22 protein-coding genes are annotated in these 24,566 nt (G+C 42.2%); 8 read left to right on the plus strand and 14 right to left on the minus strand.

Features of this window, described 5'->3' with window-relative positions; genetic code table 11:
• Positions 1–44: 44 nt before the first annotated feature.
• Together J3U75_RS00895 and J3U75_RS00900 are read right to left on the minus strand one after the other, a co-directional pair.
• Positions 45–1,115: an aldose epimerase family protein gene (locus J3U75_RS00895; RefSeq protein WP_267390076.1), complete on the minus strand. Its 1,071-nt coding sequence runs from the start codon at positions 1,113–1,115 to the stop codon at positions 45–47.
• Positions 1,102–2,415, minus strand: a complete 1,314-nt coding sequence (locus J3U75_RS00900; RefSeq protein ID WP_267390077.1) for a replication-associated recombination protein A — start codon at positions 2,413–2,415, stop codon at positions 1,102–1,104. The genes J3U75_RS00895 and J3U75_RS00900 overlap by 14 nt, the downstream gene beginning before the upstream one ends.
• A 164-nt stretch (positions 2,416–2,579) precedes the next feature.
• Here J3U75_RS00900 and J3U75_RS00905 point away from each other — a divergent pair, with 164 nt between their 5' ends.
• Entirely contained in the window at positions 2,580–2,927 is a 348-nt protein-coding gene (locus J3U75_RS00905; protein WP_267390078.1) for a hypothetical protein, read from the plus strand.
• A gap of 41 nt (positions 2,928–2,968) precedes the next feature.
• Entirely contained in the window at positions 2,969–4,381 is a 1,413-nt protein-coding gene (thrC, locus tag J3U75_RS00910; protein ID WP_267390079.1) for a threonine synthase, read from the plus strand.
• 78 nt (positions 4,382–4,459) lie between these two features.
• Here thrC and J3U75_RS00915 read toward each other — a convergent pair whose 3' ends face one another.
• Together J3U75_RS00915 and J3U75_RS00920 are read right to left on the minus strand one after the other, a co-directional pair.
• The gene (locus J3U75_RS00915) at positions 4,460–5,962 is read right to left on the minus strand and encodes a cation:proton antiporter (protein ID WP_267390080.1); all 1,503 of its coding nucleotides are present in this window, start codon (positions 5,960–5,962) and stop codon (positions 4,460–4,462) included.
• A gap of 103 nt (positions 5,963–6,065) precedes the next feature.
• A complete protein-coding gene (locus J3U75_RS00920) occupies positions 6,066–7,004 on the minus strand; it encodes a Dyp-type peroxidase (protein WP_267390081.1) in 939 nt (312 codons plus the stop codon).
• Between the two features lie 333 nt (positions 7,005–7,337).
• Between J3U75_RS00920 and J3U75_RS00925 the strand changes: the two genes are divergently transcribed.
• Entirely contained in the window at positions 7,338–9,068 is a 1,731-nt protein-coding gene (locus J3U75_RS00925) for a cation:proton antiporter (RefSeq protein WP_267390082.1), read from the plus strand.
• Between the two features lie 179 nt (positions 9,069–9,247).
• Here J3U75_RS00925 and J3U75_RS00930 read toward each other — a convergent pair whose 3' ends face one another.
• From J3U75_RS00930 to J3U75_RS00975, 10 genes are all read right to left on the minus strand, one after another.
• Positions 9,248–10,630: an MFS transporter gene (locus tag J3U75_RS00930; RefSeq protein WP_267390083.1), complete on the minus strand. Its 1,383-nt coding sequence runs from the start codon at positions 10,628–10,630 to the stop codon at positions 9,248–9,250.
• A gap of 96 nt (positions 10,631–10,726) precedes the next feature.
• Positions 10,727–11,617, minus strand: coding sequence for a heme o synthase (gene cyoE / locus J3U75_RS00935; protein ID WP_100139948.1), 891 nt, complete (start codon positions 11,615–11,617; stop codon positions 10,727–10,729).
• A 9-nt stretch (positions 11,618–11,626) separates the two neighbouring features.
• On the minus strand, positions 11,627–11,959 hold the full coding sequence (cyoD, locus tag J3U75_RS00940) for a cytochrome o ubiquinol oxidase subunit IV (RefSeq protein WP_100139949.1): 333 nt from the start codon (positions 11,957–11,959) through the stop codon (positions 11,627–11,629).
• Positions 11,956–12,567, minus strand: a complete 612-nt coding sequence (locus J3U75_RS00945; RefSeq protein ID WP_100139950.1) for a cytochrome o ubiquinol oxidase subunit III — start codon at positions 12,565–12,567, stop codon at positions 11,956–11,958. Before J3U75_RS00945 ends, cyoD begins: the two co-directional genes overlap by 4 nt.
• Positions 12,567–14,552, minus strand: coding sequence for a cytochrome o ubiquinol oxidase subunit I (cyoB, locus tag J3U75_RS00950; RefSeq protein WP_100139951.1), 1,986 nt, complete (start codon positions 14,550–14,552; stop codon positions 12,567–12,569). The genes J3U75_RS00945 and cyoB overlap by 1 nt, the downstream gene beginning before the upstream one ends.
• Positions 14,553–14,571: 19 nt before the next feature.
• Entirely contained in the window at positions 14,572–15,462 is an 891-nt protein-coding gene (cyoA, locus tag J3U75_RS00955; protein WP_100139952.1) for a ubiquinol oxidase subunit II, read from the minus strand.
• 1,022 nt (positions 15,463–16,484) lie between these two features.
• Positions 16,485–17,498 carry a porphobilinogen synthase gene (gene hemB, locus J3U75_RS00960; protein WP_267390085.1) on the minus strand — a complete coding sequence of 338 codons (1,014 nt, stop codon included), beginning with the start codon at positions 17,496–17,498 and terminating at the stop codon, positions 16,485–16,487.
• Between the two features lie 1,105 nt (positions 17,499–18,603).
• Positions 18,604–19,374 carry an endonuclease/exonuclease/phosphatase family protein gene (locus J3U75_RS00965; RefSeq protein WP_267390087.1) on the minus strand — a complete coding sequence of 257 codons (771 nt, stop codon included), beginning with the start codon at positions 19,372–19,374 and terminating at the stop codon, positions 18,604–18,606.
• Positions 19,375–19,396: 22 nt separating this feature from the next.
• Positions 19,397–19,840 (minus strand): dihydroneopterin triphosphate diphosphatase, encoded by a 444-nt coding sequence (gene nudB / locus J3U75_RS00970; protein ID WP_267390088.1) that lies wholly within the window; start codon positions 19,838–19,840, stop codon positions 19,397–19,399.
• Positions 19,833–21,263: a mechanosensitive ion channel family protein gene (locus J3U75_RS00975; protein WP_267390089.1), complete on the minus strand. Its 1,431-nt coding sequence runs from the start codon at positions 21,261–21,263 to the stop codon at positions 19,833–19,835. The genes nudB and J3U75_RS00975 overlap by 8 nt, the downstream gene beginning before the upstream one ends.
• A 333-nt stretch (positions 21,264–21,596) precedes the next feature.
• Here J3U75_RS00975 and rpsF point away from each other — a divergent pair, with 333 nt between their 5' ends.
• The 5 genes from rpsF (at position 21,597) to mltB (ending at position 24,197) form a co-directional block, all read left to right on the plus strand.
• On the plus strand, positions 21,597–21,977 hold the full coding sequence (rpsF, locus tag J3U75_RS00980; RefSeq protein ID WP_100139956.1) for a 30S ribosomal protein S6: 381 nt from the start codon (positions 21,597–21,599) through the stop codon (positions 21,975–21,977).
• 19 nt (positions 21,978–21,996) lie between these two features.
• Positions 21,997–22,293, plus strand: coding sequence for a primosomal replication protein N (gene priB, locus J3U75_RS00985; RefSeq protein WP_267390090.1), 297 nt, complete (start codon positions 21,997–21,999; stop codon positions 22,291–22,293).
• A gap of 5 nt (positions 22,294–22,298) precedes the next feature.
• Positions 22,299–22,529, plus strand: coding sequence for a 30S ribosomal protein S18 (gene rpsR / locus J3U75_RS00990; protein ID WP_025330416.1), 231 nt, complete (start codon positions 22,299–22,301; stop codon positions 22,527–22,529).
• 15 nt (positions 22,530–22,544) lie between these two features.
• Complete coding sequence (gene rplI / locus J3U75_RS00995; protein WP_100139958.1) at positions 22,545–23,000, plus strand: 50S ribosomal protein L9; 456 nt, start codon at positions 22,545–22,547, stop codon at positions 22,998–23,000.
• A gap of 120 nt (positions 23,001–23,120) precedes the next feature.
• Positions 23,121–24,197, plus strand: a complete 1,077-nt coding sequence (gene mltB / locus J3U75_RS01000; protein ID WP_267390091.1) for a lytic murein transglycosylase B — start codon at positions 23,121–23,123, stop codon at positions 24,195–24,197.
• Positions 24,198–24,566: the final 369 nt, after the last annotated feature.

Genomic DNA, 24,566 nt, shown 5'->3' on the forward strand with positions numbered 1-24,566 from the left:
CACCTTAATTTGCCTTCATCCAGCAGGTGTAGGTCTAAGTAGGGTTAACTACATATGGGTTGGATAGGATTGCGGCTAAATATATAGCTGATATGCTGTTTATATGTAGTCCCGGCCCGGAGAATATTATTGGGAAAAGCTGGCTGGTTTGCTGCATCGGTATAACCCTGCGGTTCAAAACAGATGGCAGCAAATGGTTGCAGTGCTTTACGTTGCGGTATCGGTTGTTTTGTTAGATGCTGGGCGTTATAAACCACCATTACCGGTGCATCAGTTTTAACCGCCATTGAAAGTCCCGTATCTGGCGCGCTAATACTCGCTACAATGCTTTGATTGGAATGAGGAGGTAAGATATAGGCAGTATCAATTACACTATTGCCAATAGGGCGGGCAGAATGGAAATCCAGAGCTGCTGGTGCCTTAGAAACCTCACCAGTAGGCATCATATCTGCATCTGTATCAATTACTTCCATAGGTAACAACCATAACTGATGCTCGCTGACAGTATTTTCTCGCAAAGCCAGATTAAAATAACTGTGTTGAGTAAGATTAATCAACGTATCTCGGTCTGTTTCAGCGCTGAAATCAACATTTAACTCATTATTAGCTGTCAGAGTATAACAAACTTGAACGTTCAGATTGCCGGGATAGCCTTCTTCTCCATCGGCGCTGAATAATTGCAACGTGATGGAAGCACATTCGTCATCTGTGTGCGTGGTATGCACTGTCCACCATTTCTGGTCGAAGCCGCAAAATCCGCCATGCATGTGATGCTCGCCCTGATTGGGTGACAACTGAATCCATTCCTGATTTAGCTTTGCTTTCGCATGGCTGATACGGCCAGCATGTCGCCCGATTACTGCTCCCAGATGCGGATTGTTGGCTCGATAGCTATTGCTGGCATAGTCTTCAGCATTATCAAAGCCCAGTACACATTCCACTGAATTGCCGTCTCGGTCTGGTATTACAATTGAAGTAATAATGGCACCAAAATCCATTATCGATACCTTCATGCCGTTGCTATTGGACAATGTCCATAGTGTGGCGCTGTCTCCATCTATCAAGCCAAATGGCTGGGTTTCAAGTGTACAAAGTGATTGCTTATTTGTTTGCATTCTGACCGGCCTCTTCGTCCAGATTATGTAAAAATGCCAGCTTGTCCGCGATTTTAATTTCCAGCCCGCGTGCTACTGGCTGATAAAAAGACGGTTCTTCCATACCGTCTGGCATATAAGTTTCACCAGCTGCATAAGCATTGGGTTCATCGTGTGCATAACGGTATTCTCTGCCATAACCCAGCTCTTTCATCAGCTTAGTAGATGCATTGCGCAAATGTACAGGCACTTCACTGGAGGGATGCTGTTTAACAAATGCACGTGCCTCATTATAAGCCATATATCCTGCATTACTTTTGGCAGCACAGGCTAGATACAATACAGCCTGCCCTAGAGCTAGTTCGCCTTCGGGGCTGCCCAGACGCTCATAAGTGAGGGCAGCATCATTCGCTATTTGCATTGCCCGAGGATCTGCCAACCCGATATCCTCCCACGCCATACGGATAATGCGCCTTGCCAGATAGCGCGGGTCTGCGCCACCATCGAGCATGCGTGAAAACCAGTAAATAGCGGCATTAGGATGGGAACCACGTACAGACTTATGTAAAGCAGAAATCTGTTCGTAGAAGCTGTCACCACCTTTATCGAAGCGACGCAGCTGTGTGCCAAGACTACTGGCCGTTAATGCTGCACTGATAACACTTTGCTGCTGAGCCTGTGCAGTGTGAATTAATTGTTCCAGAAGATTTAGAAAACGCCGACCATCACCGTCGGCACTGTTGAGAATGAGTGTCTGAGCATCCTCATCAATACTGAATGTTTTGAAAGCCTGCAGACTGAATACTTTCTGCTGAAGCTGTTTTAATTCTTCAATGCTGAGCGAATGCAGCGTATAAACCTGTGAGCGGCTTAAAAGAGCTGGATTCACTTCGAAAGAGGGGTTTTCAGTGGTGGCGCCAATAAATGTGAAAAGACCGTTTTCTACATAGGGTAAAAATGCATCCTGCTGAGATTTATTAAAGCGATGTACTTCATCTACAAACAATATAGTGCGCTGACCATGTTGTAATGCCAGCTGCGCCTTTTCGACCGCCGCACGAATTTCCTTGACACCGGAAAAAACCGCTGACAATGGAATAAACTGAGCATTGAAACTCTGTGCCAGAATGCGTGCCAGTGTGGTTTTACCTACGCCAGGAGGACCCCACAACAGCATAGAGTGTAGATGTCCAGTTTCAACTGCGACCCGTAATGGTTTACCCTCACCAATCAGATGTTGCTGGCCGATCACTTCATCCAGATTCTGCGGACGTAACTGTTCTGCCAGTGGGGCTAAAGGTTTTTGATTAAATAAATCCATATCGTGTCATTCTGTACACGGCAATTCGTGTAAGATATTGTACCTGATTGAAAGAAGTTTGCCCGCTATTCAGATTTTACATTGCGTGTATAATCGTGTGATTACATATCTTAAAAAAGGGTGGTTGTATTCGGGTTTGATTATAATGCAACTGACAAAAATTCATGAATAAAATATTGTTTCTGCTGGTTTTTGTAGTGGTAGTGATAGGGGTCGGTATTCAATATGATAAAAAAGCAGAATACGGACTGATCTCCGGCATAGCTGGTTACATGATTAATAATGAGTGTCAGCTTCAGCTGAGTAAGCCACTGCTTATCCGTGGACTCGGTACAATTGACCTTTCTGGAGTGAGTAAACAGTATTGTAGTTGTATTGCTGAGCAAAACAAACGTAAGTTCAGCATCGAAGAAGTAATCAAAATGGTCAATCCACAAAATCGCCAGCAGAATGTAAGTGTATTAATTGCATCAGAGGCTGAAAAATGCAGCTACGGAATGCAGCGTTATTAACTATGGTTCAGATATGATTTCAGAATCATACAGGAGAAACAATGAAATACATTAGTACCAGAGGGCAGACAGCACCAAAAAGCTTTAGTCAGGCATTAATGGCGGGGCTGGCTGATGATGGTGGATTGTTACTGCCACAAAGCTATCCACATATCGATGCATTTACTCTGCATGACTGGCGCTCATTGAGCTATGCTGAGCTGGCTCTGCAAATCATCAGCTTATTTGCTACTGACATACCTAAAGCGGATTTACAGACAATCATTAGCAAAACCTATACTGCAGATGTATTTGGTAACGATGAAATTACGCCTCTGAGAACGTTGCATGACGGTGTCAATATTCAAGCGCTATCAAACGGCCCTACACTAGCTTTTAAAGATATGGCCATGCAGTTATTGGGCAATCTCTTTGAATATGTGCTTGGACGTGAAAACCGTTATCTCAATATTATCGGTGCCACCAGCGGTGATACTGGTTCTGCAGCTGAATATGCCTTGAGGAGTAAAGACAGAGTAAATGTGTTCATGTTATCGCCCTTTGGCAAAATGAGCGATTTTCAGCGTGCACAAATGTACAGCTTGCAGGATGACAATATATTCAATATCGCTATCAAAGGTATGTTCGACGATTGTCAGGACATTGTGAAAGCTTTACAGAATGATCATGCTTTCAAGGCAGATTACCATCTGAGTACGGTTAATTCGATTAACTGGGGCAGGATAGTGGCGCAAGTGGTGTATTATTTTAAAGGCTATTTTGCTGCCACCAACAGTAACGAGCAGAAAGTATCATTTTGCGTACCAAGCGGTAATTTCGGTAATGTACTGGCCGGACATATTGCGCGAAGTATGGGTCTGCCCATTCACCGTCTGATAGTTGCCACCAATGAAAATGATGTATTGAACGAATTTTTTAATACTGGTCATTATCGTCCGCGGGATGCAGCACATACTTTTGTTACCTCCAGCCCTTCGATGGATATTTCCAAAGCTTCAAATTTCGAACGCTTTATATATGACTTGCTGGACCACGATGGCACTAAAGTGCAGCAGCTCTGGCAACAGGTAGCCACTGGCAGCGGGTTTGACCTAAGCCCATTGCTCGACAAAATCCACAAACAGTATGGCTTTGCTGCTGGTAAAAGCACACATACTGACCGTCTGCATACTATTGCACAAGTTTATGCAGAAGACGGCGAGCTAATAGATCCGCATACTGCTGATGGTGTAAAAGTTGCACGGCAATTGCGCGAAGCTGGTGAAATTATTGTTTGTCTAGAAACAGCACAGCCAGCTAAGTTTGCCCAGACCATCCATGAAGCCGTAGGTGATAATGTCAAAATCCCGCGGCCAGATAATTTGGCTGGGCTGGAAGATTTACCACAGCGTGTTACCATCATGGATAACGATGCCGCAGCAGTACGAGAATTTATAGAGGCACAATTGAAATAAATAAAGTTTGGCTTATATAGCTTAATAAACACTTAATAAAAATGCCGGCTTAATCAAGCCGGCATTTTTAGATTCGGATTAAAAATTATCCGGATTTTCCAATTTGTCTACTTTCTGTTTTAATTCTTCTGGTGTCAGAGCAATCTCTTCACTCGGGTCAGCAGCAGCGGTAGCTACAGCAATCGGATTATAAACAGAAATATATTCTGAACCATCAGACCGATCTTCAATAGTATACATCACACCACTGCGGTTAAAACGATGACACTGACGCTGATACCAGCCGCGAAAACCGGTTTTCGGCTCGTCTGGATTGTAATAAAACGCATTCAATACTTCCGGTAACCCCAGACCACATACTACACCTGATAGCAATACACAGATAAAAGTATAACCAACAAGAATATCACTGTATTTCGCCAATGCCGGCATATTGGCTACGGCTAGAATCAAAGCCAGAGAAATACCGCCGCGCACACCACCCCATGACAGAATGGTCAGGCTGCCGTGGTAGCTTTTCTTATGCACTTTAGGAAACAGCATAAAGGCCAGAATATTGCCGATAAAGCGGCTCAGATGTAGTAACACGAATGCAACAATACCGCCGATAACCAGCGTTTTGCTCATGTCTACAATAAAAAGTTCCAGACCAATCAGGGTAAATAGGAAAGAATTGATGATCCCTTCTACCGCATGCCAGAAATTATTAACATCATCTATTTCTTTTTTCTGCAATACTTCCTGCCATTTATTACCGACAATCAGACCACCAACCACGCAGGCAATTGGGCCGGAAGCATGGGCAAAATAGGCTACCAGATATGAACCAGAAGCGAGCAGGGCAGTGGCTAAAATCAGTGATTCATTTTCATGTTTACCGTGTAGCAGGCGTAATGCGCCGATACCAAAGATAAAACCGATAATCACGGCTACAATAATTTCATAGAAGAAATTCTCAATCACACCTATGGGTGATACATGCTGGCCGTTAATCAGCGTTAAAATGGTCATAAACACCACGATACACATTGCATCGTTGAATAAAGATTCACCTTCCAGCTTAACCATCAGATGCCGAGGTGTGCGGACTGAGCTCAGTACGCCCTTGATACCGATAGGGTCAGTGGCACCGAGGGCAGAACCAAGTAGTAGCAGCACGAGCAGCGGGACATAATCTCCTACCAGAAACTGGAAAGCATAAAGCAGCCCGCCAAACAGTACGGAACACAACAGCAAACCCAGAGTGGCTAAAATTAATATCTGACGCCAGTAGCGTTTTAAATCGGAAATCTTGAATTTGAGGGCAGAAGAAGTCAGGATAAAACAGATTACACCGTTAACCAGAAAATCATAAAAATTAATATGGCCAACCGCAGCTTTCAACGCCTGGATATCCACATGAATAAAATGATTGCGTCCGAACAAATTCATACCCCATTGCAGAGCGAATACAAGAATTGCGGAAACAATCGGCACACCGATGGCCTGTGGCATATCAAACAACCGTTTATTTAATAGCGTTGTGACTATGGACAACGAAAAAATAACGGTGATGGCCTGTAAAAAAAGTACACTACCCATGCAAACAGTTTTCCTTTATTGAGATGATGTTATAAATTAGAGTTAAACCGAATCTGTCGCAGTTTCGAGCAGGTTCCCCTTGAATAAAACATGCAAAAGTAACTTACGAATCAAATTCATCCATTAAATCAGGAGAAGGTATGAAGTATAGACTGCCGCTCACTGGGGTACTGAAATCCAGCAGACGATCGACATGTCCTTCTGCATTACCGGTGAACATTTGTTTAACCATCTGACGGGTAACAGCAAATGAACGGGCATAGCCAATAAAGAATGTACCATATTCATTTTTCGATGGATGGGCAAAAGCAACATTTGCGCGAACTATTTTTAGTTCATTACCCTCAGCATCATAAACTTTGCTGACATTGTTATGAGCTGTCTGCGGTTTTTCCTCATCGGAAAGTTCAATATCATTGAATCGGCGCCGACCGATAGTTTTTTCTTGTTCCTCAACTGATAATTGTCGCCATGCCTGCATATTGTGCAGGTATTTCTGAGTGAAAGCATAGCTACCGTTACGAAACAGCGGATCTTCATCACCAACCACGGCATAATCCATTTTGCGTTCGTCGTCAGGATTTTCAGTACCATCGACAAAACCAATAATGGCACGCCCATCCAGATAACGGAATCCGCTGACCTCATCTATCGGATAAGTGGCCTCTCCCAGAATTTCATGGATCATTGCGGCCATTTCATAGCAAATATCCTGACGGTCTGCACGAATATGGAAAAATAAATCGCCTGGTGTGGCCACAGCAGTATGCTTAGCACCTTTGATTTCAGTAAAAGGCACTAGCTCTTTCGGTTTGGGTTTCGCTGGACGCAATCTGTCCCACGCATCCGAACCAATCCCCATTAACGCATTGAAATGTTCATCATGAAAACGGCCATGTAGACTGCGTATTAAAGCTGAAAAACCGGTGATAAAATCAAGAACTTCAGCAACTGCTGTTTCATTGTCCTTAATGCCAAGCGTAATAAACAAAGCGCTTTTACCCGGATAGGCAACTACCGGCGGTATCCTGTTTATAGTCATTAATAAAACTTTCCTAAACCAATATTATAGTAAATTTAACTAACCTTATTAAGTACAAGGCAGACACAAATTTAAAAAATTTTAACTATTTCGCGCAGAAAAATAATATTTCCATATTCAACTAAGAATACGGAATATGGCTTCGAAATAAGTACAATTTGATGTCCCCTTCATTAATGCAATTAATAAATGGGGATACTTAACTATAATATATGCAAAGATTAGATAAAAAACGCTAATTATATATGAAAAGCTGAGAAAAGCTTTTATTTATCAAAAATTATCCGTTAATATAGATTACTTACTATTACTGATTATTACCCTGAGAAATCAATGCACCACTCATTTCCACTGGTAGAAACCATTGTAGGCGGATTATTTTTTGCTTTTATACTCGGTTATATAGCCCACAAATTACGTATGCCACCTTTGGTTGGCTACCTTTTTGCAGGGATTATTGTCGGACCGTACACCAAAGGTTTTACTGCTGATATGCATTTATCTCAGCAGCTGGCAGAGTTGGGCGTAATTTTGCTCATGTTTGGAGTGGGTTTACATTTTTCTATCCGCGATTTGCTTGCAGTCAAACGTGTTGCCATTCCTGGAGCACTGATACAGATTGCACTGGCTACCCTGTTAGGCTGGCTATTGGCATGGCTGGCCGGCTGGAGCTCTGGTGCCGGAATTGTGTTTGGGCTGGCTTTATCTTGTGCTTCTACGGTAGTTTTAATAGCTGCTTTGCAGCGCTGGCATCTGGGGGATTCTACGCAAGGACGCATTGCCACTGGCTGGCTCATTGTGGAAGATATAGCCATGGTGTTTGTGCTGGTCATGATTCCGGCGCTTGCGCCGGTATTATCAGGACAAGGAAGTGTTTCGGGTGCTGATTTATTTTATTTACTAGGCAAAACCAGTGTTCAGATTATTGCGTTTGTGGTAGTGATGCTGTTTCTGGGGCGCCGTCTCATACCCTGGTCCTTACAGCGTGTAGTAGGCACCGGTAGTCCAGAGCTATTCCGGTTGGCGGTTATAGCCGTAGCACTGGGTTGCGCCATATTAGCCAATTATCTTTTCGGTGTCTCATTTGCACTGGGTGCGTTTTTTGCTGGAGCCATCATCAGTGAAACCAGTATGAATCACACAGCTGAAGATGCTTCGAGCGGATTGAGAGAATTTTTTACAGTTTTGTTCTTTGTTTCAGTAGGGATGCTGTTTGACCCCAGTATTATTATTCGTGAACCCTTATTGCTCATAGCAACCCTGCTGGTTGTGGTAATCGGCAAAAGTGCAGGCGCATTTCTGATTGTGCGTGTATTTGGTTATCCGCCACAAACAGCATTAACCATTGCCGTAGCATTGGCGCAGATTGGGGAGTTTTCTTTTATGATAGCCAGCTTAGGGTCGGTATACAAAATATTGCCTCCCTTGGCCAGCGATTTGATATTAGGGAGTGCCCTGATTTCCATTATTTGTAATCCTTTTCTGTTTGTCTGGCTTAACCGGTATCTAGAAAAACAGAATCAACAGGCTACCTCAGCAGCACCAGGCGTGATTGACAGCGGAATGATGTCTGATAAGCCTCATGCAAAAGTGGCTGCTCCCATTAAACCGGTATCGATTTATTTTGTTGATGAAGACATGGCTGTTGCGCCAGCTGTAAGCAATCATACCGTCCTTGTTGGTGCTGGTCCGGTAGGGCAGGAAATTATCAGGCATTTGCATACTCAGAATGAAACGGTATATGTTCAGGAAAACCGGCTTGACGTGGTAACAGAACTACGAGCACGTCAGATACCAGTGGCTTACGGACACGCTTTATCTGATGGTATGCTTGATGCAGTATTTGTGTCCGAAGCCAGAAATTTGATTATTACCATCCAAAATAAAACAGAGATTGTTTCAATTATCAAAGCTGCACTGGCACTCAATCCTCAATTGCAAATCGTGACGTTTAGCCGATATGAACAGGATAAGCAATTATTTATCCAAGCTGGTGCTACAAAAGTAGTTGATAGCCAGATTGTGCTAGCACAGGAAATTATGCAGGCCTTTGAGCAGGCATAAATTCTTCATTCCTGTGAGAAATGGTAGAAAGAAATTATCAATATTGAACGCCATAAAATCCGGCCAAGTCTAAAAATAAAACTGTTTAGAAATAAATAATTAGCGTAAGTTTTATTCTGGCAGCTATTTTAATTTAAACTATGAGCCGGATACGGAAAAACCGTCTTGTTAATAGATACCTATCTGCAGATGGAGTTGATAAAAACTTCCAACTGTTGGCGGCTGGTAATTTTACTGTCAATTTTAATGTAGATACTGTGTTCTTCAGGCACAATCAAAACTTGGCTAATACCATTCTGCTGCAATAATTGTTGGCGTGCATTTTCGGGCAAAATCTGATTGCTGCCCAGCGTCAAGCGCAGACTAGCCAGATAGGGTGGTTCCTGCATAGTAAAACTTAGCAGCAACCACACCACAGCTAATCCTGTACCAAACAAAAAAACTGAATGAGCACCACAATGTGCAGCCAGCCAGCCTCCGATGGTGCCACCGCAGGCTACTCCGAGAAACTGTCCCGTAGCGTAAATGCCCATTGCTGTGCCTTTAAAACCGGCAGGCGCTTCTTTGCTTACCCAAGATGGCAGCAAGGCTTCCATCAAATTAAACGCAATAAAAAACAACAATACACCTAAAATTAGGGACCAAAAGGAAACATTGGCCAGCCATAAAACTGTTTCTGCAAGCATCAGACCGGCAACGCATATGATAAAAACTCGTCTCATCCGGCGCTTACTTTCTGCATAAATGATCGGTGGCAATACCGTAATAAATGCAATCAGCATTGTGTATAAATAAATTTGCCAGTGTTTGGATGCTGGAAATCCTGCTTGTTCAAGTTGCAAAGGCAGAGCAACAAAGGTAGACATCAGTAGAAAATGCAGACAAAAAATACCTATGTTTAGCTTGAGTAAGGGTGCATTATGCAGTAGAGTGCCAAAGCTACCCTTCACGATACCAGATTCACGATTGAGCACATGAACATCGCTCACAGGTACAAAAAATAAAGTCAGTGCAATAGCGATTACTGCCAGTGAGGCAATGACCCAAAATAGACCGTGTAAACCAAATGCATGTGTGATAATTGGGCCACATACCATGGCCAATGCAAATGTTATGCCAAAGCTGATGCCGATAAAAGCCATCGCTTTAGTGCGATTCTGTTCACGAGTTAAATCTGAAAGTAAAGCCATTACGGCTGCGGCAATTGCGCCGCTACCCTGTAAAGCTCGTCCCAAAATCACGCCCCAGATTGAGGTGGTTACAGCGGCAATGATGCTGCCCAGAGTGAAGATTATCAAACCGCCCACAATCAGTGGCTTGCGTCCAAAACGGTCTGACCATAAGCCAAAAGGAATCTGTAGTAACGCCTGCATCAGGCCATAAATACCAATAGCCAGCCCGATCAGGCTTTCATTGGCTCCTTGTAATGTCATTCCATAAGTGGTCAGTACCGGCAAAACCATAAACATGCCCAGCATGCGCAATGAAAAAACCGCTCCTAATCCCCATGTTGCTCGCCTTTCGGCAAAGTTCATGTGTGTATCATTATTGTTGGAATTCATATTGATTACAGCTTAAAAGAAAAACCTGCCTATTGTAAAAGAAACAAAGGCAGGTTGGGGTGGTTTGCGTATTATTATGTATTCATGTTTACGGTATCAACCAGCCAAGCTTAATACAGTAGGAGAGGCCGGTGTCATGAAATCTACCGACATCATAATGCTTAAGGTAGTGATAGCTATAATCGAAAATACAAACAGTTTACGTGCCCATATACGGTCATTATTCTGCGCTTTATAACCAGATAGTGCCATACACAGCCACCATACACTGACCGCAGCAGCCACCACCAGATATTTGTATCCGGCATAACCACCTATAGACAGCATCAGTGTCGCAAACATAAAAGCAATGATATAAAACGTGATATGGTGTTTGGCTACCGCAATACCTTTTACCACTGGCAAAACCGGAATATTGGCTGCCTGATAATCCTTAAAGCGATAAATCGCAATAGCGTAGGAATGTGGCATTTGCCAGAGACTGAAAATCGCTAGCAGAATAAGTGCACCAGCATCAAAATTATTGCTTACTGCACAATAACCAATCACTGGAGGTGCGGCACCTGACAGACTGCCAATAAGGGTACCGTAAACAGAATGCCGTTTCATATAGAGACTATAAATCCCTACATAAACCACAAAGCCCATTACAGATAACCACATGGCCAACGGGTTAGCACCAAAATAGAGCACAATAAACCCAGCAATACCCAGTATCGTGGCTAATGCAAAGGTCACCCGTGCAGAGGCAAGCCCTCGTACTAGAACACGATTCTTGGTACGTTCCATCTTCGGATCGATATCACGGTCAATCAGGTTATTGAACGCACAGCCAGAAGCTACTACCAGAGACACGCCCAGCAGAGTAAGAATTAGCAGGAAACCGTTAATGCTGCCTTTGGAAGCCAGCAAAAACCCGCCGACAACCGAAATCAGGTTGCCGACGATAATACCTGGTTTAGTTACTTGCAGGTATGGCTTAATCATGAACTGCCTTTAACCTAACACCATGTTTGCATTCAGGCTCCACATAATCCAAATGGAAAGGCCTACCAGCAATACAATCACAATTGCGGTGAAAATAAATGAAATTAGATTCCAGCGTTCTTCTGGATTACTGCCCAAATGGAGGAAACATACCAACTGAACAATAAGCTGTAATACAGCTGTAATCACAATCACCGCAAACAAAGTTTTCTTGTCTGCTGCATGATTCATGACCATCAGAAACGGAATCAGAGTTAATACCACCGACAGGATAAAACCAATGACGTAGTTTTTAGCACTGCCATGTTGTGGAATATGGTCTTGATGGTTTGACTGACTCATAACGCTACCCCCATCAGATATACAATTGAGAACACGCAAATCCACACGATGTCCAGAAAGTGCCAGAACAGGCTCAGGCAGTTAATACGCGTACGGTTAACACTAGTCAGACCACGCGAAGCAACCTGAATCATCAGAACTGCCATCCAGATCAGACCGGCGGTAACGTGCAGACCATGGGTACCTACCAGAGCAAAAAAGCCAGACAGATATCCACTGCGATCCGGTCCCATACCATGTGTAATCAGGTGATGGAATTCATACAGCTCCATCCCGATGAAGCAGGCACCGAATACAAAGGTTATAACCAGCCACAACAAAACCTGACTCTGATTATTGCGATTCATTGCCAGTACAGCAAAGCCGTATGTAATGGAACTCAGTAACAGAGCAAAAGTTTCTACCAGCACAAAAGGGAGCTCGAAAATGTCTTTGCCGCTTGGGCCACCAGCCGTGCCCGGCAGGAGCACGATATAGGTGGCAAACAGACAAGAGAACAAAATCAAGTCACTCATCAGGTAAATCCAGAACCCGAATACCTTCAGTGAACCGTTGTCGTGGTGAGCGTGTTCAGGCGCCTTACCGTGAATCAAGGTTTCAGTTGACATTATTTCAGTCCTGCTTTAGTTAATTCATTAAAACGTTTGCTTTCAATGGCTTCAATTTCAGCAACCGGTACGTAGTAATCCACGTCGGTGTCGAAGCTCTTGGCAATGAGACTAATAATCATGCCAGCGAAGCCAATGATGGCCATCCACCAGATATGCCAAATCATGGCAAAACCGAAAATCAGGGAGAATACACCGATAACCAGACCGGCAGCTGTATTTTTCGGCATATGAATTTCTTCATATTTAGCTGGTTTCTTATACGCAATACCTTTTTCCTTTTCGTCCCAGAATGCATCACGGGATTCAACTTGAGGCTGAATAGCGAAATTGTAGAAAGGTACTGGAGAAGAAGTAGACCATTCTAGTGTGCGGCCATCCCATGGATCGCCGGTCACATCTAGATTTTCTTTACGATGTATGCAGGAAACCACTACCTGAATCACCATGCATACCACACCAAGAGCAATGATGGCAGCACCAGCAGCAGCTACGCACAGCAACGTGTGGAAAGCTGGGTCAATGTGCTGGCTCAAACGACGGGTCATGCCCATAAAGCCCAGTGCATATAACGGCATAAACGCAACAAAGAAGCCGATAAACCAACACCAGAAGGCGCGTTTACCCCATGTTTCATTCAGCTTGAAGCCAAATGCTTTCGGGAACCAGTAGTTGAGCGCTGCAAACAGACCGAATACCACACCACCGATAATAGTGTTATGGAAGTGGGCTACCAAAAACAGACTGCCATGCAGTACAAAGTCGGCACCTGGTACAGCTAACAGTACGCCGGTCATACCACCTACGGAGAAAGTAATAATAAAGCCTACCGTCCACAGCATTGGGACATGGAAAGAAATACGGCCTTCATACATAGTAAACAACCAGTTGAATATTTTCACCCCAGTCGGAATGGAAATAATCATAGTGGCGATACCAAAGAACGCATTAACGTTGGCACCAGAACCCATGGTAAAGAAGTGGTGCAACCATACGATGAAAGACAAGATGGTGATACACACGGTGGCCCATACCATTGAGGTATAGCCGAACATGGTTTTACGTGAGAATGTAGCAGTTACTTCTGAATACACACCGAAAATTGGCAGAATCAGAATATAAACTTCTGGATGACCCCATGCCCAAATCAGGTTGATATACATCATCATGTTACCGCCCAGTTCATTGGTAAAGAAGTGGGTGCCAAGGTAACGGTCTAATGTCAGCATCGCTACAGATGCAGTCAAAATCGGGAAAGAAGTCAGAATCAGAATATTGCTACAGAAAGAAGCCCAGCAAAAGATAGGCATTTTCATCATAGTCATGCCAGGGGCACGCATTTTCAGTATGGTAGCGATAAAGTTAACCGCACTTACCGTAGTACCTATACCCGATATCTGCAGACTCCATATCCAGTAATCTACACCAACTCCAGGGCTGAATTCCAATCCAGACAGCGGTGGATAAGCCAGCCAGCCAGTTTGGGCAAATTCGCCCAGACCCAGTGACAGGTTAACCAGCACCACACTGACAGCGGTAAACCAGAAACCCAGATTATTTAGGAATGGATAAGCCACATCGCGCGCGCCTAGCTGCAACGGAATGACGAAGTTCATCAAACCAATAACAAATGGCATCGCTACAAAGAAAATCATGATTACACCGTGGGCGGTGAAAATCTGATCATAGTGATGTGGCGGCAGAAAGCCATCACTGGTACCAGAGGAAGCAAGTACCTGCTGGCTACGCATCATCACAGCATCGGCGAAACCACGTACCAACATCACGACTGCGACAATGATGTACATGATACCGATACGTTTGTGGTCAACTGTGGTAAACCATTCTTTCCACAGATAAGTCCATTTATGAAAATACGTAATTGCACCCACCAACGCCAAACCTATGACGATGATGGCTGTAATCGTTACCATGACAATTGGTTCATGGAACGGTATCGCATCTAAAGATAATTTTCCGAACATTGTTTATTTCCTCGCAAGCTTACTCAGCACTGCTGGCGGCACTGGCCTGTAGAGTAGCCGGCATATTGTGATTGGCAAATTTAGCAATCACGTTGCCGTACAAACTCGGATTTGCGCTGGAGAAGTATTCCACTTTGTGGAATTGGCTAGGCGCAGCCAGTTTGTTGAATGAAGCCATGTCATTAAGTGTATTTGGCGACTGTTTCACCTTTTCCACCCATTGATTGAAGCTGGCTTCATCCGGTGTAGCAATGGCAGTGAATTTCATGCCAGAGAAACCGGCACCGCTGTAGCTGGATGAAATACCTTTGTATTCACCGGCAGTATCAGCTACCAGATGTAGCTTGGTCTGCATACCGGCCATAGCGTAAATCTGACTACCCAGCTGGGGGATGAAGAATGAATTCATCACTGTATTGGAAGTGATTCTGAATTCCACCGGTGTGTCTTTCGGAAAAGCGATTTCATTAACTGTAGCAATACCCTGTTCTGGATAAATAAACAGCCATTTCCAGTCTAATGAAATAACTTCAATTACTACTGGTTTTTTATCACTTTCCAGCGGACGATACGGGTCCAGAGAATGAGTGGTTTTCCAAGTGATTGTTCCCAGAATGAGAATAATCAGGATAGGAATGCCCCAAACTACGGCCTCGAGTTTATTGGAATGCGCCCATTTCGGCGAATATTTGGCATTGCTTCCCTCTCTGTATTTCAGAGAGAAGAGAATTGCCATAATAATCACCGGAATTACGACTATCAACATCAAGCAGATTGCTGTCAGTATCAGCGTGCGTTCTTCCTGACCTATATGGCCTTTAGGGTTTAGCAGAGCTGCATCACAGCCGCTTAACAACAGCGAACCGATCAGCATCGTCAATACTATCCCTGAGAGCTTACTTAATTTCATGTAACGACCTCAACATTACGGGAAACACGATTAACGTTTGTAAAAAACGGGAGTTACTATTTTAAGACAATGTTGGCAAACTGTATATTGCCTGTGGCTATATGTTATTTAAGGAATGTTAAATAAGTATTATTCTTGTTTTTATTTCTGTTTTTATTTTATATAAAAATCATACATTTATTATTATTTTTTTTATAGACATGGGAAGAAATGTGTAAAGCTTAAAAATTACATTAATATATTAATACAATTATTAACACACAATTATTGCTACTGGATTACATTTCTGAATTGAAAATATCTTTACTAGGTATATGAATAAATAATTGATATATAACTAAAAATTATAAATTGGTTTTCTTCCTGCTGCTATCTAAGAAGATGATATTTACATGAATTACAATTTGGTTTTCTTAGAAATAATTAATCTATATCAAAATAAGTTCTCTTATAATTTTAATTGCGCATATCGAATATGCTGATTGTATTTCAAAATAGAAAATAATCTATAAATAAAGGTAACAAATTATATTTTAAGGAAATTTATATAAATATAGTTTCGTAATAAAAAAATTAGCTGTGTTGTAATTTTATCGCTAAGGATGAACGTGGTTGATAAGATTAATTAAAATACGAAGCAAATAAAGTTTTTAATCGATGTAGATGTCTATTTTATTTAATTTTTTAATGTATCAATGTTAGATAGAGATTAACTTATTTCATTTTTCATTAAAGCAATTAACATGCCATTTTATAGCTGAGCCAAGAATTATTTAAATTAAATTGTAATAGCGCAAAGTAAATTCGAGTGTTTCAAAGTTATTAAATAAGTATGTAAATGATGATGTAATTTTAATCAAAATTTTTAAGTGTTAGGGTAGTTTGGATCAGCCAGAATATGAGGAAAAAAGTAGAGTTTAGATTGTTCTGGGATTGCATGGATGCTGCCGGCCTTAGCTATAGAGGAAGATCGGTTACGACAGCTCTATGCAATCGTTATAGGATTGATGATGAATGAAAAATTAAACGTTGGATTGTTGTTTGAGCCGTTGAGCAGCATCTAGTGCGAAATAGGTCAGGATGCCATCAGCACCAGCTCGTTTAAACGCCAGTAAGCTTTCTATTATCACCTTGTCCGCATCTAGCCAGCCATTTTGTATCGCAGCCTGAAGCATAGCGTATTCGCCTGAAACCTGATATGCATAAGTAGGTACAGCAAATTCATCTTTAACTCTTCGTATGATGTCCAGATAGGGCATACCTGGTTTAATCATTACCATGTCAGCACCTTCAGCAATATCCAGTGCGACTTCATGAAGTGCTTCATTGCTATTTGCGGGATCCATCTGGTAAGTATATTTATTCCCTTTACCCAAATTTCCTGCACTACCTACAGCACTACGAAACGGACCATAAAAAGCAGAGGCATATTTGGCAGCATAGGACATAATGCGGGTATGGATGAAACCATTTTCTTCCAGAGCTTCACGTACGGCACCAATCCGTCCATCCATCATATCACTTGGTGAAAGAATATCTGCACCTGCGTCGGCGTGAGATAATGATTGTTTTATAATAGCTTCTATTGTTTCGTCATTTTGAATATAGCCATTTGCATCTGGTAATCCATCCTGCCCGTGAGTGGTATAGGGATCAAGAGCCTGATCAGCCATCACTCCCAATTCAGGAAAGCGTGATTTTAAAGCGCGAATAGCCCGCTGGATAATACCATTTTCATCCCATGCTGCACGTCCGTCAGCTGTTTTACATTCTGGATTGGGTACGCCAAACAAATCCAGTACTGGTACACCAAGTTCAAGTGCTTGTTCGGCAACTTTTAACAATTCATCAATGGATAACCGTTCAACACCGGGCATACAGTCGACCGGAGTGCGACCGCTTTTTTCGTGCACGAAAACCGGCAAAATAAAATCATTTGCTGTTAGGATGGTTTCACGCATCATGCGGCGTGAAAAATCATCATGCCGCATTCTTCGCATTCGGGTATTTGGCATGATACGGGGAGGGAAATTCATAATTGCTATCCTATTATTTTATTACTCAGCATACTGTTAATAGTATTAATGAGTTTGATATCACCGCCAGTGAGGTTTGGTGAAATTGATTGTGGTATTTTAATCCTTTTTACATGGTACTTCTAATCGTCTTTTCGACTCCAGATTGTTCTAAAGAGGTTCTGATTTTTGAGGTTGCATGGAAGTTTGTTTGATAATTAAACGAGTAAATGCACATTGTTATTAGCTGAATAATTATAATTTTGATTTATCAATAGATTGCTTAGATACTGTGTTTAAAATGTATTCAGCTAACATGTATCTTATTGTTTGGCATGAGGTTATGGGCTCAATGTATGCCGAGTGAAATTTATCAATGAATTCTAATGATTTGAAGACAGCAAATTTACCGATTGTATTTTTATGGATGGCAAACCTAAGCCTATATCAACATCATAATTTAAATGGTTAAATTTAAATTTTAATATAAAATAATTTTATTAATAATGGTGAAAGAAATCTGGCGTATTGTCTAGATTAAAATAGCCACATAGCCAGTATTACACTAAGTGCAAATAATTAAAGGTTGCCGGTAAATGAAATAGCGATGGGACTGACTGAGAAAATTATATTCGGATGAATATGCTTGTTTAATTAAGTGAGTGCGAGACAAAACCAAACAATTGGAAAGATAAATCTTTTACTAACAGGTTTATTTTAAATACGGTTTTATGAGTTTTTGCAATTGAAAATTTTCTGGAATCTTATATAAATAGAAACAAACTACTAGAAGAAATAAAAAATAAAATAGCAAAGAGTTGATGCAAAACTTCAGTATATTTTGTGATGTCTGCACATACCAGTTTGGCATCTGGCAATTCGCTAATTAGACATAATGAGAAAACATATTATTGTTTCAAATTTTGTATAAAAAAGCATTTTTGCTGCTGAAACCCTTGAAAGCTATTATGAAAATAGGCTCAGTATTTGTCTTGTAAAGAAATCGAGCATAATTCAATCTGATATTTAAGGTATTAAGGTTAACAAAATAGTTACTAACTAATTATCTATCCCTTTGTTTATTTTTGCTATTCTATATGGTTTCTGATTAATTGTAGCAGTACGATTAGTGTGCTGATGAATTTTTTTCGTTTTCTGGAGAAATGATGGCAAACAAGGGCAGGTGGTCAGATAGTTTCTGCCAGGGTTGACCAGTTAATGGTTTTGCTGCCAGTACTTTTAAATGGCGGATAAAAATTCTATCGAGGCTTAAAAGGGGTAAGCGTGCAGGAAAAGTTTTTGGTGCGTTGTGGTAATTACAAAATGCATCTTGCAGATTCAGTTTTGGGTCAAGAGTATTATAAGACCGCTGTCGCCAGTCGTTGAAATCTCCAGCCAGAATCAAAGGTTTTGCTGGATCTATTTCACTTTGAATGTAATCGTATATAGTTTGATACTGTTTAATACGATCTGGTTCGCGCAGATTGAGATGAGCACACAAACACACTAATGGCATCTGCCACTGTGGAAGCTGAACTTCGCAGTGTAACAGTCCGCGCTGTTCCATTTTATTGACACTAATATCCAGGTTATGGCAGGTGATCATGGGGTGGCGGCTAAGAATAGCATTGCCATGATCGCGGTATTTGTAGCGTGCATTGCGGCCGTAGCTCACGTGATAGTCCAGTTGTTCACTGAGAATCTGGTAATGTGGTTGGCGAGGAAAATCCGGAATATTGTCTGCTCGTTTGCTGTTGTATCCCTGTACCTCCTGTAAAAACAGGATATCTGGAGCAAGCTGCTGTAAAGCTGTAGTCATTTGCAACAGCTGTACTTTCTGATTTAGTGCAGACATGCCTTTATGAATGTTGTAAGTGGCAATAGTGATGGCGTTCATGAAAGGTGTTGGAAAAATAGAATCACCAGCGTTGGGGCAACTGGATAAGTGCTGCACGGTTGGAAGGTGAGAAAACCTGCTCAGCAGCCTGCCCCAGAGGGCACCATTGGTAACGCAGATGCTCGCGTGGTGATAGTTTAATAGGAATAGAAGCGTCTATACATACAGAAAAAACATGTTCAGTGTTATGTGTTACGCCCGGTGCATAACGATGCCGCCAATGTGGATAAATTTCAAACACGCTTGAAAACTGCCAGTTGACAATATCGGTAGAAATAATACCAGTTTCTTCAGCCAGTTCACGTCTGGCTGTTTGTTCTAAAGTTTCTCCGGCTTCTTGACTGCCGGTGACCGATTGCCAGTAGCCGGGCTTATCTGCGCGCTCAAGTAGCAGTATCTGGTGGTGATTGTTATAAACCACCACCAGTACAGACACCGGCATTTTATAGGTGTTAAGGCTACTCATGAGGCTTATGCTGGCCTGCGTGAAAAGAAGAAACACTGAGTGCAGTTGGCAGTGGTTCAGAAAAGGATGGTTCTTCTTCAGAGGTAATTTGGTGCGTTATGTTGTCACAGGCAATGGGATCGCTTGCATCGTTAAGTATGCGGATTTCCTGCTGCGGAAATGGAAATTCTATACCTACTTCTTTAAAGCGGTTCCATATCTCCAGCAAAATGGCTGAGTTAATGCTCATAAATCCATTTTCGGGATCGCGAATCCAGTAATTAACGTACAGATTGATACCCGAATCGGCAAACTCAGTGACATAACTGTTTGGTTTTGGGTCGTCGCACACTCTTGCCTGTTTGGCTGCTGCTTCTTTTAATATTTCAAGTGCCTGTGGCAGGTCGGTATTGTAAGCAACCTGTAAGGTAAGATTGTTAGACATGATTTTGCTGGAATAGGAATCATTGATTACAGTATTGGAAACAAAGGTATCGTTAGGAATCAATGCTTCAGAACCATCACTGCTGCGCAAGACCACAAAACGAGCGGTTATTTTGGTCACATAACCGGTAAAATTATTGATATTCAGCCGGTCGCCTGGTCTCACGGAATGGTCTGCCAAAATGATAAAACCAGATACATAGTTACTGGCAATTTTTTGCAAACCCAAACCAAGTCCAACACCCAATGCACCACCGAATACAGACAGAATAGTGAGATTGATACCTACCATTGGAAGCGCAATCAGTACAGCCACAACCACAAGCAGAGTTTTAACAATTTTCACCAGCACATAGCGCAGATTTACATCAAGTTTTTCTGCTTTAAGTATATGCTGTTCGGTGATGCGCGATAGCCACATTGCGATAATGATAGCGATGCCAACAATAATGCTGCCGGTAATGACGGTGTACAGACTCAGACTGGTTGAACCTATTGGCAAGGCCAGTGATTTGAGTAATCGAATAATAAAGGTATCCAGACTGGTGAGCCAGAGCAGAAAGCATACCCATAAAAAGGTAGAAAGAGACCGCTCATAGCGTTCGTTGAAGCGGTTATTGGGTATGGCGTTGTGCAATACGGCCATGATAATACGAATCATCAGCAGCCAGCGTGCGGTAAAGGCCGTAAGCTGTAGCCACAGAACAGATTCACCGGTACTGACGCGCCAGATAACCATGGCAATGATGGTACACAGTAACAGTAATACCGGCCATAATAAGCGTGTAATAAAGTGAAACAGAACCGGAAATTTGATTTCTCTTTGCTGAGTATGTCGGTTGATGACGGCCAGTATTTTCAAGCTTAGCCAGTACGTACCAAACATAATTATCACTGCAAAGGCCAGTTCGAGCCAGCCACTGCTGGTTTTTAAGCTGTGTACCATCAGGCGTGCCAGAAATTCTTTGCGGGCAAACATGGAGTCGAAATAGTTATTCATGGTGGGGCAAAGAAACAATATTTGAATATAACCTTAATGGTAGGCGTTTTAGTGGAGTTCTGTAAACCGTCGTTATTAAAATTTAGTATGTCTACTGAAATGTTTTTGGGTTAATGATGTGACTTAAGAACAGTAAAGTGACATTTTGGGCTACAGTGATACAAAGAGATCTCATAGTATGTCTGTATATAAAACAGTTATTCACAATATTTGGGTGGAAATGGCAGACTATTATTTGATTCTGTATGCAAAAATATTTATAATTACTGGTTTTCCAACCTTGCCCTTTACACTTCGCATGGTAAAGGGATTGATTAGCCACAAGGAGTATTCATGCGTCATTATGAAATCGTGTTCATTGTCCATCCGGATCAAAGCGAACAGGTCGGTGCCATGGTTGAGCGTTACAAAACCATGATTACTGATGCCAACGGTAAAATTCACCGTTTGGAAGATTGGGGTCGCCGTCAGCTGGCTTACCCGATCAACAAAATTCACAAAGCACACTATGTGCTGATGAACGTTGAAACTACACCAGAAGTGATTGACGAAATTGAGACTGCGTTCCGCTTTAATGATGCGGTACTGCGTCATCTGACTGTGAAAATGGACGCAGCAGTAACTGAAGCTTCTCCGATGATGAAAGACGAGAAGTCCAAGAATCTGTTAGCAGGTAACAGCACTGAAGCTACTTCAGAGCAAGCTGAAGCCTGATTAATTTATTGAGGCTGGTTTGCTGAATCAATTATGCCTTTGTGCGCAGATTAAAAGTCTGGATGAATTACGTTATACCCCCGCTGGTTTGCCGGTATTGACTATGTGGCTTACCCATGAATCGTGGCAGATGGAGCTACAACAGCGGTTTCTGGCGAAAATGGAAATTCAGGCAAAAGCATTAGGTGATTTGGCTGCACACTGGCCGTATCAGCCGGGTAGTATGGTGGAAATCAATGGATTTCTGAGCCAAAAAGGTATTTATCATTCCCGGCCGGTACTGCATATCCAACAAATTCGCGAATATAAAGGTTAAACGACATGGCTCGTCAATCATTCAAACGTAGAAAATTTTGCCGCTTCACTGCGGAAGGTATCAAACAGGTTGATTATAAAGCAGTTGACTTGTTAAAAGATTTTATTACCGAAAACGGTAAAATCATTCCGGCTCGTATTACTGGAACCAAAGCACATTATCAGCGTCAGCTATCTACAGCGGTAAAACGTGCCCGTTTTCTGGCTTTACTGCCTTACACCGATCAACATAAATAATAAGGAAGAGTTATTATGCAGATTATTTTGTTAGAAAAAGTCGGTGGCCTGGGTAATCTGGGTGATCTAGTTAATGTAAAAAACGGCTATGCTCGTAATTTTCTGATTCCTCAGGGCAAAGCACAGCGTGCCAATGCTGCTAATCTGGCTGCATTTGAAGAAAAACGCGCTGAGTATGAAGCTCATCAAGCAGCAGTATTGGCCGATGCCGAAGCACGCAAGCTGAAACTGGATGGTCAGACAATCAGCGTTGCTCAGAAAGCTGGTGTGGACGGCCGTTTGTTCGGTTCAGTTACTACTCATGATATTGCAGAAGCCATTAAAGCAGCAGTCGGTGTGGAAGTAGTGAAAGCTAATGTACGTCTGCCTAACGGTCCGTTAAAAGCTATTGGCGAATATGAAATCGAAGTGGCGCTACACAGTGATGCTGTGGCTGCTATTACGGTAACTGTTGTGGCTGCTGCTGAATAAGTATAACTGACCACACATCAGGAAAGCGTAAGCTGTCTGGATTATTCCAGACAGCTTTTTTGTTATAGATGGTAAAAATAGTTTAGACTGTGCATAAAGCATATATTAGGAACCATAATAATGAAATACCTACTGATTACAGGTGCAGCTTTATTGCTGACGGCCTGCCAAAGCACACAATCTATGCAGAATAAACCAATCAAACCTGTTGTAACGGCCACTGTAACCGCACAGACTGATGAAAAAGTGTTTGCATTAACCGATAGCGGTATGGATTTGCTAGGCCGTAATGATGTGAACCGCTTTATTGATAATGAGATAAAACGTGGTCACTACAGCCGCGAGCAACTGGAGAATTTTTTTCGGCAAGTACGCTATCGCCCGAGTATTATCCGTGGCATGGATAAGCCGGGCACCTCTCTGCCGTGGTATACCTTTGTTCAGAATAATGCAAATAATGTGCGTATCAGTACAGGTAACGCTTTTTGGCAGAATAATGCTGCTGTGATTCAGGAGGTTTCCAAACGCTATGGTGTAACGCCACAATTACTGGTTGCAATAGTGGGTATTGAAACCAATTATGGCGCGAGCATGGGATCGTATCGTGTGGCAGATGCGCTGACTACCCTTGGGTATCACTACCCGCGCCGTGCAGCTTATTTTCAGCGCGAGCTGGCAGAATTTTTGCAGCTGGCTTATGAGGAAAAGCAGGATCCATTTAGTTTCAAAGGTAGTTTTGCCGGAGCAATGGGTATGCCGCAGTTTATGCCATCCAGTTTTCATCAATATGCTGTAGATTGGGATGGTGACGGGCATAGGGATATCTGGCGCAATGCCGGTGATACGCTGGCTTCAGTGGCTAATTATATGAAGCAACATGGCTGGAAGTCTGGTGCACCGATTGCGGTACAGGTGAGTATGCAGCCAACGCCACAATTACAACAGATTATTGATGAGCCAACTTCCCTAAAATATACTGCTGGACAATTGCGTCAACTGGGTGTGGTGATTCCGGCGCAGATTGCTAATCAGGAAAAGGGTATTTTGTACCGGCTAGAAATTTCACCCGGTGTGTATGATTACTGGTTTGGACTAAATAATTTCTATACTGTCTGGCAATATAATCACAGCCGGCATTATGTGGCTGCGGTGCGGCAGATTGCCAATAATCTGGCTGATGCTAATGCAAATTTATAATGTTTAATTTGTCACTTTGTCCAAGCTACCTGCTGAGCTAGGTAGCTTGGCGAGTAAGCTAAGCTATCTTCTGAATTTTGTACCGAAAACATAGAGCTACGAAGAAATGTGTTGAACTCATTATTCCAATTGTATAAATTGGTCTGAGTTGTTTGATGTAAAGCTGGTATGGGTGCAGTAAATTATGTTTTACATTAGAATTAATCTGCTAGAGGCAATGAATTACAGAATGTAAAAAAGCCGTTTGCTGTAAATGATTGAATTCTTACTGACAGCCCTTATTAATATCATTTCTTCTAAACAATTTCTTATTGTTACCTACGATTTTTTGCTGTCTTTTATCCTAACCACTTTTAGGTGTTTTTGGTT

Origin of the sequence: Snodgrassella sp. B3088 (assembly GCF_026535815.1) — a bacterium.
GTDB classification, from domain to species: domain Bacteria; phylum Pseudomonadota; class Gammaproteobacteria; order Burkholderiales; family Neisseriaceae; genus Snodgrassella; species Snodgrassella alvi_E.

Excerpts from the sequence above, each read along its gene's own strand:
- cyoD (WP_100139949.1), bottom strand. The coding sequence starts at position 11,959 with ATGAGTCAGTCAAACCATCAAGACCATATTCCACAACATGGCAGTGCT.
- J3U75_RS00895 (WP_267390076.1), bottom strand. The coding sequence starts at position 1,115 with ATGCAAACAAATAAGCAATCACTTTGTACACTTGAAACCCAGCCATTT.
- J3U75_RS00965 (WP_267390087.1), bottom strand. The coding sequence starts at position 19,374 with ATGAACGCCATCACTATTGCCACTTACAACATTCATAAAGGCATGTCT.
- mltB (WP_267390091.1), top strand. The coding sequence starts at position 23,121 with ATGAAATACCTACTGATTACAGGTGCAGCTTTATTGCTGACGGCCTGC.
- J3U75_RS00920 (WP_267390081.1), bottom strand. The coding sequence starts at position 7,004 with ATGACTATAAACAGGATACCGCCGGTAGTTGCCTATCCGGGTAAAAGC.
- hemB (WP_267390085.1), bottom strand. The coding sequence starts at position 17,498 with ATGAATTTCCCTCCCCGTATCATGCCAAATACCCGAATGCGAAGAATG.
- rplI (WP_100139958.1), top strand. The coding sequence starts at position 22,545 with ATGCAGATTATTTTGTTAGAAAAAGTCGGTGGCCTGGGTAATCTGGGT.
- J3U75_RS00925 (WP_267390082.1), top strand. The coding sequence starts at position 7,338 with ATGCACCACTCATTTCCACTGGTAGAAACCATTGTAGGCGGATTATTT.
- rpsF (WP_100139956.1), top strand. The coding sequence starts at position 21,597 with ATGCGTCATTATGAAATCGTGTTCATTGTCCATCCGGATCAAAGCGAA.
- rpsR (WP_025330416.1), top strand. The coding sequence starts at position 22,299 with ATGGCTCGTCAATCATTCAAACGTAGAAAATTTTGCCGCTTCACTGCG.
- cyoE (WP_100139948.1), bottom strand. The coding sequence starts at position 11,617 with ATGATTAAGCCATACCTGCAAGTAACTAAACCAGGTATTATCGTCGGC.
- J3U75_RS00900 (WP_267390077.1), bottom strand. The coding sequence starts at position 2,415 with ATGGATTTATTTAATCAAAAACCTTTAGCCCCACTGGCAGAACAGTTA.
- cyoA (WP_100139952.1), bottom strand. The coding sequence starts at position 15,462 with ATGAAATTAAGTAAGCTCTCAGGGATAGTATTGACGATGCTGATCGGT.
- J3U75_RS00930 (WP_267390083.1), bottom strand. The coding sequence starts at position 10,630 with ATGAATTCCAACAATAATGATACACACATGAACTTTGCCGAAAGGCGA.
- J3U75_RS00905 (WP_267390078.1), top strand. The coding sequence starts at position 2,580 with ATGAATAAAATATTGTTTCTGCTGGTTTTTGTAGTGGTAGTGATAGGG.
- nudB (WP_267390088.1), bottom strand. The coding sequence starts at position 19,840 with ATGAGTAGCCTTAACACCTATAAAATGCCGGTGTCTGTACTGGTGGTG.
- J3U75_RS00975 (WP_267390089.1), bottom strand. The coding sequence starts at position 21,263 with ATGAATAACTATTTCGACTCCATGTTTGCCCGCAAAGAATTTCTGGCA.
- J3U75_RS00915 (WP_267390080.1), bottom strand. The coding sequence starts at position 5,962 with ATGGGTAGTGTACTTTTTTTACAGGCCATCACCGTTATTTTTTCGTTG.
- cyoB (WP_100139951.1), bottom strand. The coding sequence starts at position 14,552 with ATGTTCGGAAAATTATCTTTAGATGCGATACCGTTCCATGAACCAATT.
- thrC (WP_267390079.1), top strand. The coding sequence starts at position 2,969 with ATGAAATACATTAGTACCAGAGGGCAGACAGCACCAAAAAGCTTTAGT.
- J3U75_RS00945 (WP_100139950.1), bottom strand. The coding sequence starts at position 12,567 with ATGTCAACTGAAACCTTGATTCACGGTAAGGCGCCTGAACACGCTCAC.